Source organism: Methanobacterium bryantii (assembly GCF_002287175.1).
Classification (GTDB): Archaea; Methanobacteriota; Methanobacteria; order Methanobacteriales; family Methanobacteriaceae; genus Methanobacterium_D; species Methanobacterium_D bryantii.
On sequence record NZ_LMVM01000005.1, the window covers coordinates 20,118 to 36,384 of the forward strand.

Consider the following 16,267-nt stretch of genomic DNA (forward strand, 5'->3'; position numbering starts at 1 on the left):
AAATTCAAGATATATAATCTATAGTAATTAATTGTAGTTTAGACTTATCAAATGGTTCCAAAGTATTCTTATCAAGAGCAGATTTAGATTCAACATACTCATCTAATTCCATAAGTGTTTTTTTCCAATCATAGTGATTTTTATATTCTTTCCAAATTTTTCTTAGTTTTTGAAGTCCTTTTTTAGTATGAGGAATATAAACAATCTGTTCTTGGACTTTATCCCAAGAATTCTGTATTTCATTATCTGCAGGGTATTCATTCAAATACTCTTCAACTTCCCATCCAATAGCATCTAACATTGACTTTAAAAATTTGGTGCTCATTGATGAACTCCATGCCTGCATAAGTGATTCCTTAGTTTTCAGTTCTATACTTTTATAAGTCTTTTCAATGTCTCCGAGAATGTATTCATTGATTTCATAGACTTTATCAAAGAAATCAGGTACCCAACGTTTTTCATTAAAATCACAGGATACAAAATCAAAAATTTGTGACTTATTTGTTAAAAAAACTTCTTTATTCAAGTCATAGAGATACCAATAATGGAAATCGTCCCCGTATTTATAATAGAAAAATATTCCCGCAAATTCCCCATCTTTAAGACCACTATACACACCATATGGTATTTTTTGAAGTTCTTCTTGACTTTTTTCTTTCATAAAATCTTTTAGAGGTTGATAAAATTTTTCTCCGCCTGCAAATGATTCATCCTCTAATTCTTCAAAAACACTTTTATCTTTGTCTTTAATAGCACGAATGATTCCAAAAACTTTAGTGTTTATTTTTTCACCCAGAACACTACCATCCAAACCTAAAGAATCATTAATGTTATTTATTTTATTCTTAAGAATTTTAAGTAAATTCAAAAGCTCTTCTAACTCTTGTTCTGGGAAAAAGTTGCAGATATAAATCTTTTTATAAGGTGATCCAATACGATCAATCCTACCTGCTCGTTGAATCATTCTAGTAGGATTCCAATGTAAATCATAATTAATTAAAAATTTTGCTGATTGAAGGTTTTGCCCCTCAGAAAGCACATCAGTGCTCAATAAAATATCTATTTTACCCCCAGTGAATCTATTAACAAGTTTTACTCTTTGATTTCCGCTCCTTGACGTTTTTCCTGAACTGGAGACTGCTTCAATAGTTAATTCTTTAAATCTAGGATCTTTAATAATTTCTTCATAAATATAATCTAATGTGTCAGCATAATAAGCAAAAAGAATGATTTGACCTTCTTTAGATAACTCTAATAGCTTTTCCTTTAATACTTCTAATTTTGAATCGTCTTCCGGCCCAATAGTGTTCACCTTATTTAATATAGACCTGAATAATCCAATATCAGTATCCAGATCTTTCATTAAATCATCATAAGCATAATTATCTTTATTGAAGTCTGTTAGCTCTAGATTATCTAACTGTTCTCCACTTGAGAAGTACTCATCCACATCATCACTAGATAAACATTCGAAGTTCTTTAAAATTTTACTAAATTCTGTTTTATTAATGATTTTTCCGTTTTCAATACATTTTTTTAAGTATTCCAAAAACGAAATTTGTCTATTTATACTTATTTTAAAAGCATTTACACTGCTTTCCAATCGTTTTAAAAGAATGGTTCTGAAAATACCACCAACAGATATCATACGTCCTAACTGTAATCTTTCCTCTTCGGTTTCGATTCCACCAATTCTATATTCAAGCATTTTATAATAAGCCATGGTGAGCTTATTACTAATTATATCAGCAATTTCATTATACATTCCATTATATGTCTTATCCAGTTGGTAATTGATGTTTTCAAGTTTTCTTTCAGGGAATGTAATCTTGTTTGATTTATCATTACCAATATAAGCATTAGGGTAATTTTTTAAAATATAATCTCTAGTTCTCCTTATTGAAATCTCATTTAAAAGATCATTAAGTAAATTTGGACTATTTTCAGCCTGTTTAAAGAATTCAAATAAATCCGGAATATTTTCTTTAATGAATGCAGTTCGATCCATAGATAAAAGAAGCATTATCTGCCAGTAAAGGTCCCAGGCACCATTATTAATCGGAGTTGCGGTTAAAAATAAAATTTTAGGTTTCTTACCGGATGCGGGTGTAATATGATCATTTATCAGTTGGAATAAATGCTCCCACCGATTAGACATAGGATTTCGGAAATTATGACTTTCATCAACCACTATTAACTCTATTTCTCCAAGATTACCCCCAACTGATTCTTTTACTTTATCTAAAAAGTTTTGAGAACCTATTTCTTCTTGGGAAATAATATATTCAGGTAAAACTTTATCTTTTAATTCTTTTCTCCAGACCAAGTCTCTAATTTGCGCAGGACATATTATTAATGGCCTATTTTTCCTTTGTTGAATGTGGAAGTGTTCAATAACTTTTAGAGCAATATGAGTTTTTCCAAGGCCAACAGAGTCTGCAACAATAACCCCCCCATATTTATCTAAACGAGAGAGAACCCTATAAATAGCATCTTCTTGAAATTCGGCTAGATTGACTAAACTATTCCCTTTATCTTCAATAAATTCTTGGGCCTGAATATCATCTTTTTGGAATTCATAAAGAGTTTTAATAAATATTTCATAAGGAGTGTATTCTCTGCTTCCAAAGCGTGATTCTTCAATTAAAGCCAATAATTCTTGTTTAAAATCTCGTGAATGGGTCCAAAATTTTTCAAACCATTCTTTTCGAATATGATCTGCCTCTGATTTCATACCCCATTTATTAAGTTCACCAAATCTGGTAAGTCCTGGAACTGTGAAATTAGAAGATCCAATTATAACTCTATCTTCAAAAATATATGTTTTAGCATGAAGGAAATCTTCAAATAGCCTTATTTCAACATTATCTCTTTCTAAAAAGTTAATAAAAGCAGACCCAATATCATCATTTTCTTTGGACAAATCCATACCCTTAATTTCTTTCATCACATCTTCTTTAAGAATATCTCCTAACGTAGAATTAGTTCTCATTTCAGGCATCTTTCCTAACAGCAACCTAAACTTTTCCACACCATCAAGCTCATCTTTGATTAACCCATAGGCTTTTATTTCAAAAAAAGCTGTGGCAATGTCAAATTTAGTATTATAATTATCTTTAAGAGAGTCTCTTAAAAAGGTTAAAAGATTATTTTCAGAACTATTATCAATTATTTCACTTCGAAGCATAATATTCACACCTTTAGACTTTTAGCTTTATCAATTCTCTGTTTAACTAGTTCACACACACTCCAGTATACTTCTTTGCGTTCTTCAGCTGTAAGTTCAAGTTCATCAAATATAATATCATCAAGTTCTGCCCTATCGGGTAAAGGATTTGGTTCTTGTTCTCTTATAGGTTTTTCAGGATTAAAACCACATTCTTTGAGAATAGAATTCGTTTTTCTTTCCATCAACTTTAAAAAGCTTTTGTTCATTTTTTCTTTGTTCAATAATGGGGAAATAACTGGAAGTTCTTTGGCGCGTTCAACAGTAATAAATAGAGCTCCTTGTCCAAGACCCATTTGCCCAAATAAGTTTATAAATAAACTAAATATCGTAGAATTTAAGAAAGAACCTAATTCTAACAATTCATCATTTTCCAAAGGTTCTATACCATACATCACTTTATCAATTAGTAACCTTGGTTCATTGTAAATAATTGAAAAATCTTCATTAAAAGTTGATCTAATTATATATTTTGACCTTAATTCTATAGATGAATACCAAATATCCCTAGAACTACAAGTAGGTCTATTATTAAAACCCTTCATTTCACCCCATTCAATATATTTATTTAATTCAGAGTTTTTATCAGTCTTATTTTCTTTACAAAATAGAAGTTTATATTTAACATCATCCTTATTCAGCAGGATAGACTTAAATTCCCTTGGACTTTTAATTACAGGTTTTAAATAATCTTTTTCAATTTTAAAATCGCCAGATGGACCATCCTTTTTAGGAATCAAGCTATAATAATCTTTTGTTTCCTCTAAATCAAAATACTTACTTGGAAAGTAAAAAAATTCATTAGCACCAGTCTTTATTCCAAACTTAACATCTCCCACGTCACATAATTTAACTAAATTTGCTTTTGATCTTTCTAAAATTGTATAAAAAACATCAGGAGCTCTTAAATATTTTCCGCCCCAGATGTTACCACCATAATATCCTGACTTAAATTTTCCTTTATGTTTATCATATTTTTTTGGATATTGCCATCCTTCTATAAGTAAATCTTCCTGAATTACAGGGAATACTCTATAATTTGGTGTTTTGATAACATTATTTATTAGTTCACTGATTTCATGACCTCTTGAAGCTTCAATATTTTCTATTTCTATCAGATTTTCAGAGTGAACAACTTGTTCAAACGGTTTCTTAAACATCACAAATTTTGCAATATTATTTAACATGAGCCAGTCTACGTTTTCTTTTTCTCGCAATGAATTTTTATCTGATTTTTTATCAAATTTAGGAGATCCTAAGAGTGCAATAATAGTATTTACATCCGCATGAACAAAACTTCGTTTAGGATTGTCATAAATTGCTTTAATTGGCACATATTTCAAAAGGAATTCTTGTAGATCCTTACCATATCCAACATCTAACCATGAATTAGACGTAATAAAACAGAAAACACCTTTTTTATTAAGTAGACTTAATCCATGGAAGTAAAAATAAATATAATAATCGCTTCGTTTATCAAGCTTTTTTATTACAGGGAATTGACTTTTCACAGAATCTATCAATTTATCTTTATATTCTCTTTTATCCTTTAAAGAAATATCTGTTTTATTTTTTTGAGGAGGAGCTATCTTTTCTTGCCGTATATAAGGAGGATTACCAATAACTATATCAAAACCATTCTTATCTCCAAATATTTCTGCAAAATCAATTTCCCAAACAAAAGGTTTATTTTTAGAATCTTTTAAAGCCTTTTTCATTTTCCTTAAATTTTGAACTTGGGTTTTATTTTCCTTTATTTCCGCCAAAATTTTCTTGTTCGATTTATCATCAAAATTTTTGGCCTTTATAGTTGTTTTAGCTCCTAAAGTTACTTGTTTTGATTTAGAACGACTGTCTTTTGACTCAATCCCTTCCTGAATGATCTTAATTCTGGAATCAATTATCGAATTAAACAATTTTAATTCCTGTTTATGAAAAGCTTCAATACTTTTATATTTGGCTCTTTGAGGATTCTCAAAATATTGGGCTTTTTCATGTTTTAGTTCCTCAAGTTTTTTCTTTAATGCAGGATCAATATCATTACTCCTAAGATTAAAATTCATTCCACCAATTTCCTGGACCAATGAATCCCCTACTCTAAGATTAAGATTTAAATTAGGAAGCAACGGCGATCTTCTTAATTCTTCTCCACTAATATTGGTTTCAATGATTAATTGTAACCATAATCTTAACTCGGCAGCGTGAACTGCCCATTTCATTACATCTACACCATATAATGAGCGCTGAATTATCCTATATTTCATCTGGTAGTCATCTAAGCTGGTATCAGTATATTTATAGACTTTTCCATAAAGTTCACCGAGAACATTCATCATTCCGACCAAAAATGCTCCAGAACCACATGCAGGATCCACAACAGATAAATTATCTAGTGTATCTTCTATTTGATCCCACCATTCTTCTTTGGTTAGATATTTTTCAGTTTTATCAAATTCACCAGGAGCATCAAAAACAAAATGATAAACATGATATTTAGGTAAATTAGGGAGATAATTGGCCAAATAGTCAACTAAAGACCTTCTACACATAAAATCTACTTCAATAATAGGCGTGTAAAATATTCCCCATTTCCTACGGCTTTCGGCATCTTCTTTTTTCTCACTTTCGGTGTAAATATCCACATCTTTACTACTGAGGCTTGCCAAAGTTTCATAAACATATCCAATCATCTGAGGATCCACAGCAACTTCTGATTCAAAAGGCATATCTTCTTTTATTGTAAAATTATATTTTTCAAAGAATTCAAAGATTTTCTGAAACACTTCATCCTTTATTTTTACAGGACATGTATCAATCTTATTTTCTTTGAATAATCCCCCATTTAAGTATGGAAAAGAGATTATTACATCTTTTATATCTTGAGGTAATTCTTTAACATCATAACTTCTATTATTAAATCCTTTGAAAAATACCTGATTTAACCATTTTACATGAAATTCATTAGAACCAAAGTTATTTTGTTCTTTATAAGATCTCCAGAACCAATGCATAAATTTAGGATATTTAAGCCATCCTTTCTTTGAAATAAAATATATAAACATTACTCTATTTAAAAACTGTAAGGTATATTCATGAGCGCCTTTTGGAGATACTAAAGAGCTCTGAATCGATTTTCGCAACTTAAAAAAGATATTTTTGTAATCTTCGAAAAATGCTTCAGTTACTTTCTCTACGTTGAATGATTCTCTCCATTTGCGCCAGATCTCACGCCAATTAGATTCACCCTCATACATAATCTTAGAAAGAGTATCAATTACAGTGTAATGTTCCTTTCTTTCTTTAATATCATCCTTATTAATGACTAATTTAGTTATTTTAAGGCGATATTTACCTTTCTCTACTTTTTCCCTATCAGGAAGTACAAAAATCATCTCAGAATACTCTTCATTCACCAATATTATTAAAAAGCGTAAATATTGGTTATCAAATTTGTGGGCAACTGATCGAACAAAAGAAGGAGCTAATGAACAGGTTTCAAGAAGAAAAACAGGTAGATTTTCATCAAAATTTAAAATAGAGTATATTCCATTTATTCGCTCTGAATCTTCTTTTTTAAAATTAAAATCAGTAATTTCTCTTTTATAAGTGACATCAAACATTTTTTCTTCAGGATATTTTAAAGTCTTAAACAGTTCAAATATGCCCTCAGCGGAATTAATTTCAATTATTTGCTTTTTTAATATTTTTTTGAATTCTATATCCAAATTTATCGCCCCAAAGAGTATTCGAATTTTATTTCATGAAATTTATGTATTATCTTAAATTTTTAATATTAAGAGCCATTGATTTAAAGGTTATTATTTGTTTTTTAGCGTAATACAAAATTTTATAAACTAAATAAGATAATTAAAACTAATTAATACATTTAAAAGTTAATTTTATTAATTTAAGTATTATATAAACCTCTTTAAAATCAGAGATAATTTAAAAGAATTTTGCAAATGTTGATAATACTAATGATTAATTTGTTGTTGCATAAAATATCAAATTATTAAAATTGAATTAATTTAAACAAATAGCACTTAATTCCCTTTTTTCAATTATATTCCTCAAAACAGCTTTAATAAATGAAATTAACTCATCTTCTTCTAACCCATTCTTTCCAGGAGTTAACGGGAACGCACCTACAGAAGGTATTGGTTCCTCAGGATCAACATAAAATATTTCTTTCAAGTCCCCCGGATAAAAAACATAAGCACCTTCAGTTTTCAAAATAGCATCTTTATAAGTATGCATCTTGTATAAATCACCATATTTATACTTTTTATAGATTTGCTCTTCAGTATCTCTAGTTTCAACTTCATTCTCTTCAAGTATAATATTTTGAGAACCTATTTTTTCATAGAAATCTAAAACAGTACCTTCAGACCGATATTTAGCATCAAAATGTACAAAATAGGTTTCATTATCAAAATCAATTTGTATTGTATAATCCGGTTTAAATGGAAGAGAATAAGCTCGATACAAAGTATTTTGTGAGAAAAGACGATTATACATAAGTTTAACATGTAATAACTGTCCTTCAAACTCAAAATTAAATAATTGAACTGATTTTACGCCCCTATTAACTTTAATTGACCATTTATTTTTATTAACTTCGTAAATATCACTGTACCTAATTTTTTTCCCACTAATTTTACCCATAACATTGATTAATTTGAAATAACACCAATATTCATATAATTCGCTTAATTTACGTTCGTATCCTTTGATATTTTCTTCTACTTCTTCCCATTCAAGTCTAAAAGCAAACTCAAAATTGATATAATATTTGAAAATATCTCGGTATCCCTCTCTTTTTTGGATAACCTGCGAATTAAGAGGGATATACTGTAATTCGCCCACTTCATGTGTCCATCGATCAGAAAGATAATCCTGTACAATTTCACGATATTTAAAAAGTTTATCTCTGATATAACCATCTTCTTCACTGAAATGTTCTATCATATCGTGAATCAATTTATCAAGTAATTCAATAAAATACTTTAAAAGACGATTTTCAGGCGTGTCAATAGTTTCTTGATGAAATTTCTGTATAATGGTGTCAGGAACATAGCTTTTCATATTAGAAGGCCAATTTTTAGGTGGATTTTTTGACTTATACAAATTATCAGGCCGAGATATGATATCAATTATCTCTAAAGGTCCAATATTAGAAGCAAAAGTAGCTGGAACAGTTTCCATATATTTTTCAAGTCTAGAATACATGTTCCGTAAAATATATTCATATGCTAAAGGAAGATTTTCAGGGAGGAATAAATACTCAAGAAACATGAAATCCTCATAATATGTCTCTTTGATCCTTTCGCTGAATTTAAAATCTTGAGATAAAGGTGCGTCTGTTTCAAACAATATCCCAGATGCAGCCTTAGAAAGATCTCCAATCATCGCAGGATATTGTTCATAATAACCTATTTTCTTGGAACGCACTTCAAAAGGATAAGAAATGGATTGAGTATCATTGATTTTTACATCAAAAAAAGATTTACCTGCATAGCTATGAAAATTTAGGTTTCCTCCAGCTCTATATTTTTCTTTATCAAATAATGGTATCTTCCAAGGCTCAAATATAAAATTATTATGTTGATCTTTCCTAAGAGTAGGTAACAACTCTAAATTAGAACAATTTTTGATTTTTTCAGATGCTTCAAAAACCAATTGATATCTGGTTTCTTCAAGGAGCAGGATATTTGATAAGTTAATATCATTTCCAGAATAATATTGAATTGGTGTTTGGTTATCGGGCCTTTCTACTAAAGGAATATTTTCAAATGAAATACCCTTTCTATTAAAAGAAACAAAATCCACATCTATGCATTTTATTTCAGCAATAATTGTTAAAATACCCAAATCCACATCATATTCATCTTGAATTGGTATCGAAACTTTTTGATCCACCATGAAAAGCCCCTAATTAATAAATGAAACATATCTTTGTTCATAAAGCACTTTATCCATTTCTTGAATCTTCAAAGCAGATTTAGGATATTTTACGTTTTCTGAAAGAATATTTTCAAAATTTCGTGGTACTTTTTCTGATTCGCCACTTAAGCAAAGTTCAAATAATTCTTTTATAACATTTTCAAGTGTTCTCTGAGAGCCATGTATTTTTGGTATCATTTTTTGCTTAATTTGAGCATCAAAATAACGGTTCCAATCATTCCAATCCTCTTTTTTGCCATCATAAATCCATGCAACGTACATAAATCGCAGAATTTCATCTATAACACGGAATCCAAAATCAAATCCTGCTTTTTTAAGGGCTTCCTGGAATTTATTAAGTTCATCTGACAAAACATCCCACAAAATGCCTTCATTTGTTTCGACATTGATTAAATGTTTTCTAATATCTTCAATACGATATTTTCTAATATCTAGATCTGATAAAGGGCTTTCTATATATTCTACATTTCCATTTAGTTTCTCTGGATTAAATCCATTTGACATGTAATTTTTGACTGGAATCGTTGAAAATTCAATAACATTTGCTCTGTCAAGTACTTTAGGACTGAACATGTATGTAGTCTCGTCTACATTTACAGTTCCAATAACAAAGAGATTTTTTGGAATTTTGACTTTTTTAGGGTATTTTTCTTCTTCATCAGATTTATGTAGTGTTATAGGTTCATCACTTTCCATAGCTGAGAGGAAATCAGCGAAATAACGTTCAACATGAGAAAGATTCATTTCATCAAGTATTAAAAAATAAGGCTTATCTTTATTTTCAGGTTTTAATGCTTCCATAATTATTTCTAAAGCATCACTAGTCATGTATTCATCTGTTATTACATTATAAAATCCCAATATATGCCTATTTTCAGTCCAATTTGCTCCTACAGGCACTATTTTATACTGTGAATTAACATTAGATTGTAACAATATTTCTAAACTTACTTTCTGCTCAGGATCTTTGTTTGCAAGTTCTTCTAATCTTAATTGTATATTATCCTCTTTACCTTCATAAAATAACTGAGAAAGCATGTGAAAATTACCTTTACCCTTGATTCCATCAATTTTGATATCATATGAACCATCATAGTTAGGAACATCAAGTTCATTCAAAACATTTTTCTTAAGAGTCCACCCCTTATTTTTTGCTGCTTTTCCAACCTTTACTTCTGTAGTTATCGAAGAACTTTCATTTTTTGAACTAGATATATACTGAGCAAATAATTGTGCAATTTTTGTTTTACCTGTACCAGAATTACCAGTTAATATCACAAATGGTTTAACTTTAAGAGATAATAAGAAATTTTCTATTATTTCAGGTTCAAAATAGAATTCTTTAGCTGATAAAAATTCTGAAAATGAATTTTCATAAGGAACTTCGAGATTATATTTTTCTACTAGAATGTTATAAAATCGCAGAATTTCTTTCAAATCTTCTCTTAATTGATTTTCAGAGGGCAAATTTTCAATATCATAATATTTAGCATATACATTACCTTCTTCGTAAAGAGAACAAAGTCTTGAACGTTTACTCAAGTTTATATCTTTCTCTTTAAATTTTTGTGATATTTCAGGCGTATGTAACTCTAAGAACGTTCTAAAATTATTTGATCTATCATTTAAAACCTGTTTTATCTTTTTTAAAGATTTATTTTCCTGTTCAACTTGCGTAACTCCCTGATTTAATGATAAAAAAACGCCATTCCCCTCTTCATTAAAAAGATAAACTGGATAATATCCATTTCTCGGAGTATCAGTTACCCTTAAGTCTAAAATAACTCCCCACGGACAACAGGTCCGATTACCCATTCCAGAAGAACCTTTAAATCCATATTTATTATTTAAATCAAAATTTTCAACAATTGATTCTAAAGCATACGGCAAATCTTCATTTATTAAGTTCAAAAGTTTATCTTCTGAAGAGATAGTTTTATACTTTTTTGAATTCATTATTTTGATTTCTCTTCCTATTTGACTAATTATATGGTTTAACTGATAAACATCACGAGGATTTTCATTTCCAAGTACATATGCCCATACTTCATCTAACTGGAAAAGCGAAATATGATACTTCTGGGAGATATCATTGATAATTTTATTAATCTCTACATATTCCTCTGCAAAACTTGTACCTCTCCCAAATTCTGGTTTTAATCCTAATTTTTCTAAAGCTTCAATGCTTACACTATTATAAACACCATACTTTTCTGGGTATACAATTAATAAAATTGGCGTTAAAATTGCGGTTCCTAACCATTTAATAAATTTAGGTTTACCTTTTGGAATTAAGATATCTAATCTTTCTTTAATGTCTTTTTCTTCGTTTAAAAGAATCTTTAATGCTTCTTTTAGTTTTTGCATATCTGAAGTTATTTCATTTCCCCGTCTATGAATTCCACTCCAATGTTTATTATTTTTAATTATAAGAAAAGATTTAAAATTCTCTTTTGTTAAATTATCTAAATTATCAGGATGGAAAATACTTCCATATTTCTTAATTACTTCAATTTCTGCTTCCTGTCTTTCGGGTCTTTGAAAATTTTCTTTAGTTCTTTTAATAGCTTCTTCAAGTTCCATTATATCTGCATCCCCTTTAACTATTAATATGTATCTTACTAGTTATCCACTCTGCACTATCGTCACCATTTACTTTAAATAAGTACATTTCTCCCTTATTTTTTGTAATGCTATCAATTTCGCCTTTAACCTTCTTTGGAGACATAAATGGCAGTAATTCATCAACTGCACGTATTTTAGGCGAATATACAAAGAACTCATAAATATTTCTTTGTCCTTTGAGAGTAATTTTATAAAAACTAACTCCTTCACTTTCTACCCGTGAAATTTCATAATTTCCAGTATCTAGAGAGATTACATCTTCATAAAAACAGTCTTTATATTCTTTAAACTGCTCTTTCATATCATAAGCAATAATATGATTTACACATGGCCCAATTGAGAATACCACTGGCTTAACTTGAATTAAAGGGAGAAAAACATTCTCAAAAATCTGTAGATAAATGATCGGGACAGTTCTACCGCTCCTAAAGATCTGTATGGTGAATTTTAAGGCTTTACTATCAGATTTTGCCTCATGATAAGCCATGTAAACCTTTTCAAATATTTCTAGAGGTTTAAATTGGAAATATGATTCTGGAATAATTGAATGTTCAATTGAACTTACATTTGAGACATTATCATTTTTGCCTGAGAATTGGTTATAAATGGAAATACCTTCTTTTTTTATTCTCTGTATAAAATCAGCATCTAAAAAAGACTCATAACATTTTGTTACATCAATGAATTCTTTATTGTAGTTATTCACGTTCTCAAAAATAAGCTGATAGCTATAAGATGCAGATTCTGGATTATAAGAATCAAGGATAGAATTACTATTTTCTACGCTGTTAATCTTGTTTAAAACTACGGGAAACCATAAAGAAGTATCAATATTTCCCTTTTTTATTGCATAATTTAAAATTTTAGAAATATCAGTATTAATCTCTAATTTTGAAAATAAATTATTGTAGGCTTTAATAAAATGAAGTCTCTTATTTTTGATAAAGTTTTCAAGAAGATCCTTTTTGGTTTTAGAATCAAGAAATCCGCAGTGAAAAGAGCATTTTTGAATGGTAATCTCATCCATTACTTCAATACTTACTATAACTGGAATAATCTTCCTCATTTTATTGTAATCAAAATTTATAAACTCAAAATATCTAACTAGAATGAAATGATAGAAAAATAAAGGTTTTCCACTTTTAATAAAAAATAATGCTTTATTGAATGTATCTATATATTCTTGGACCTGATTTTCAACTTTTTTTAGCCCTCTTTCATTTATTCTGCGTTTTAATTCAATTATATAAACATTATTTTCTTCATCAAATCCAACTATATCACAAAATTTCATCTGTAAACCAACAACATCAAAGGGAAGGGGTAATTCCTTTGAAATCAAATTCAATTTCAAATCTTTTCCTGTGATTCTCCCAATTTCTTTTGAGAGTAAATCTAAATTAGAATCATGACATAGAATATCTCTAAAGCGCACTTCACTAACCATTAAATCACCTGAAAACCTTTAATCAGATTTTATCCTGCTGACAAACTTCTCCTTACACTCAGAAGACAAATCGTTAAAATAACAGTTCTCTCTCAAAAAACAGCTTTTACATTTTAACGATTGGCAAAAGTCTGCTCCCAAAAGAAAAAGATAACGATTAAGCTCATAAGGGTTATAGCCCAATTCAGAACACAATTCTTGCATTCTATCAGATATTTTCGAATATTCAACAATATTAGTCCTTTTAGAAACAGGTATAATCTCTTTTAAAACCTCATCAAAGGAATTTAATGAATTATCTTTAAAGAAAAGTCCAGTGTACTGAAAGGAATAAGCCACATTAACATCAATAGGCAATATATCATATTCAAGACCTTCAACATCCCTTAAAAAGAAAGATGCCGATTTTAATGAAATATATTTTAATTTAACGAGTTCTTTAAATATAGATTCAATGTCACTTGAGTTATGTTTAATAAAATCTAAAAATTCATCAGGAGAATACTCATTATAAGCCTGAACAAATGCATCAGTTCGAGAAGCTCCTCCTTTACCCCTAATTTCAAAATCTGTCTTTGAATGATAATTTTGATGACCATAAGCCTTGAACATAGATTGGACAAATTCAGTTGCGTAAGGTGATTTTGCTAGAAAATCAGGGTTTATATCTTTATACATCATATTTACCCATATTGGGATAACTATAGATGCAACGTCCCTCTGCTGGTCTACAATGGTATAAGCTAAACGATTCAGTAATTCTACAGGATCATAGTCTCCATTAGAATCTTTTTTGATAATAATGGGTGCAATGAGTTTTTGAAAATTTTTACCTTCAGAAAAATATTGAATTATTTCATCAATTATTGACATATAAACACTTCAAACCTGATCATATGTCATATTACATAATATATTAATATATTTCGATCAATAATCACATTATAAAACGTTTCAATCTATATAATATCCATATAAAATATTATTGTAAGAAATAAGAAATAAAATATTATATTTTAATAAAATAAGTATTATTACTTAATAAGATATTGTTAAGTTAATTCCAAAAATGTCAAACCTAAATCAGTGATATAATATCTTTTATCCTCTTCTTTTACAAGTTCCATTTCCTTAAGGTCGTTCATGTGCACATAGGCACTGCTAGTTCCTGGCTTGAACCCCACACCTGAAAAAATGTCACTTGTTTTAGATCCAGAATTTTCTTTAATATAATTTAATAATTTAACTTTAGTTCTGCCCAATACTCCCGGATTGACAAGTGTCGGCTCTAATTCTTGGTTATTACATATGTGAATAATTGGTAATGTCTTAAATCCAGATATATAAGAGTACAGATACATACCAAACAAATCAGGAAATATAACTGCTGCGACTATGTCTTTTTTCTCAAAGATACCATTAAGAATTTTAATTGAATCTAAATAATTTCCTTTTAATTGAATGTCCGTTATGTCTGGTAATATCCCTAAATCGCCCACAGGCTTATTCGTTACAATAAGGATATCTCTTGTATTGAATTTCCATGCTATGCGTTCCAGATTTTTAGGATCTTTGATGTTTGTAATGACATATCCCATTTTATTCCCTCTTTGCCGGAAATTCTGTTTCTTATTAGGTATATTCTTTTCTAATGCGTTGTATTCCCTTTTTTAATAGGGAAACTTTTATATGTAAGTGTTTACTCATATTAAAATAGGGAAATTACCTTAATGTATACGGAAAAATTAGGAGGCGAATAAAATGCCGCTTTTAATCAACTATGAAGAAACCCAATCTGCCAAAGAAAAATACCTCAAAATGGGACTAACAAACGATATTGAGATTTGGTTAGCCATGCACAGCTGGAAAATAAGAAAACTAGGACTAGAATTAGATGGAAAACCACTAGCAGAACTGATAAGGTTAGATGAGAAACTGCTTGTTGTTATCAATGAGAAAACAAAGAAAATGTTAGTATTGAACGATGTGGAATGTAGTGATTTCTAAGATTGTTCGCTTTTCTACACGACGAAAAATTTAGAGTTAAAATTAAGTTATAAAACCATGTCAACCCCAATAGGGCAGTGATCTGACCCTTCAATATCTGAAAGAATATATGCCGATTTTACAGTTTCCTTTAAACTTTCACTTACAAAGAAATGGTCAAGACGCATCCCTACATTCTTTTCCCTACAATTATGGCCATAAGGCCACCACGTATAATTTTCAGGATCTCCATTAAACATTCTGAAAGTATCAGTGTAACCAGAATTTATTAATTTATTTAAAAATGCCCTTTCTTCTTTTAAAAAACCAGGATTTTTAGCTGCCCTCGCAGGATTCACTAAGTCAATCTCGTTATGTGCTATATTAAAATCACCACAAATAAGCACGTTTTTTCCAATTTCACTCAAATTTTTCATTTCATCGAGGAAATACTTATAAAAATTGAACTTACGCTCAAGCTTCTCCTTTGAACCTGCACCTGACGGGAAATAAATATTAAATAAAATGAAATCACCATAGTCTGCTTTCAGTATCCTCCCTTCATTTTCATAGTCAGAATTACTAAAACTCTTCTCTATTGTCTTTGGCTTGTTTTTAGAATAGATTGCTACACCTGCATAACCTTTTAATATTTTAGACGGGCAAAAATAGGAATGATAACCTTCTATTTCTTTTAATTTTTTAGGAATTTGATCTTCAGTTGATTTCACTTCTTGAAAGCATAAAATATCCAGGTTTAATTCAAATACTTGTTTTAAGTATCCTCCTTTAAATCTGGTTCGCAGTCCATTGACATTCCATGATAATATCTTTAGTTCGTCCATTTTTTCACCTAAATTTGTTAAATTTGATATGCTATTTAAACTTAAACCAGTTCCAAAAAATCAAACCCTAAATAACCCAACCCATATTCCATATTCATATTTCGGCTGCAGCATATTGATTACCAGCCAAAGTCTTCAAAATCAGGATTTCAGGAGGTATTGCAGTAGAACATA

At 29.4% G+C, this 16,267-nt stretch carries 9 protein-coding genes; 1 reads left to right on the forward strand and 8 read right to left on the reverse strand.

Annotation, left to right across the window (positions count from 1 at the left end):
• Positions 1-4: 4 nt before the first annotated feature.
• The 7 genes from ASJ80_RS04765 to ASJ80_RS04795 form a co-directional block, all read right to left on the reverse strand.
• A complete protein-coding gene (locus tag ASJ80_RS04765; protein WP_245837459.1) occupies positions 5-3,187 on the reverse strand; it encodes a helicase-related protein in 3,183 nt (1,060 codons plus the stop codon).
• A 5-nt stretch (positions 3,188-3,192) separates the two neighbouring features.
• Positions 3,193-6,951, reverse strand: a complete 3,759-nt coding sequence (locus tag ASJ80_RS04770) for an Eco57I restriction-modification methylase domain-containing protein (RefSeq protein WP_095652011.1) — start codon at positions 6,949-6,951, stop codon at positions 3,193-3,195.
• Positions 6,952-7,249: 298 nt separating this feature from the next.
• On the reverse strand, positions 7,250-9,148 hold the full coding sequence (locus tag ASJ80_RS04775) for a DUF2357 domain-containing protein (protein WP_095652012.1): 1,899 nt from the start codon (positions 9,146-9,148) through the stop codon (positions 7,250-7,252).
• A gap of 9 nt (positions 9,149-9,157) precedes the next feature.
• Complete coding sequence (locus ASJ80_RS16895) at positions 9,158-11,773, reverse strand: MrcB family domain-containing protein (RefSeq protein WP_179288734.1); 2,616 nt, start codon at positions 11,771-11,773, stop codon at positions 9,158-9,160.
• Between the two features lie 16 nt (positions 11,774-11,789).
• Positions 11,790-13,262, reverse strand: coding sequence for a hypothetical protein (locus ASJ80_RS04785; protein ID WP_095652013.1), 1,473 nt, complete (start codon positions 13,260-13,262; stop codon positions 11,790-11,792).
• Positions 13,263-13,280: 18 nt separating this feature from the next.
• On the reverse strand, positions 13,281-14,135 hold the full coding sequence (locus tag ASJ80_RS04790; protein ID WP_095652014.1) for a hypothetical protein: 855 nt from the start codon (positions 14,133-14,135) through the stop codon (positions 13,281-13,283).
• Between the two features lie 179 nt (positions 14,136-14,314).
• Complete coding sequence (locus ASJ80_RS04795) at positions 14,315-14,860, reverse strand: hypothetical protein (protein ID WP_095652015.1); 546 nt, start codon at positions 14,858-14,860, stop codon at positions 14,315-14,317.
• Between the two features lie 163 nt (positions 14,861-15,023).
• Here ASJ80_RS04795 and ASJ80_RS04800 point away from each other — a divergent pair, with 163 nt between their 5' ends.
• The gene (locus tag ASJ80_RS04800) at positions 15,024-15,269 is read left to right on the forward strand and encodes a hypothetical protein (protein WP_095652016.1); all 246 of its coding nucleotides are present in this window, start codon (positions 15,024-15,026) and stop codon (positions 15,267-15,269) included.
• A gap of 47 nt (positions 15,270-15,316) precedes the next feature.
• Here ASJ80_RS04800 and ASJ80_RS04805 read toward each other — a convergent pair whose 3' ends face one another.
• Positions 15,317-16,093 carry an exodeoxyribonuclease III gene (locus tag ASJ80_RS04805; protein WP_095652017.1) on the reverse strand — a complete coding sequence of 259 codons (777 nt, stop codon included), beginning with the start codon at positions 16,091-16,093 and terminating at the stop codon, positions 15,317-15,319.
• Positions 16,094-16,267 lie beyond the last annotated feature (174 nt).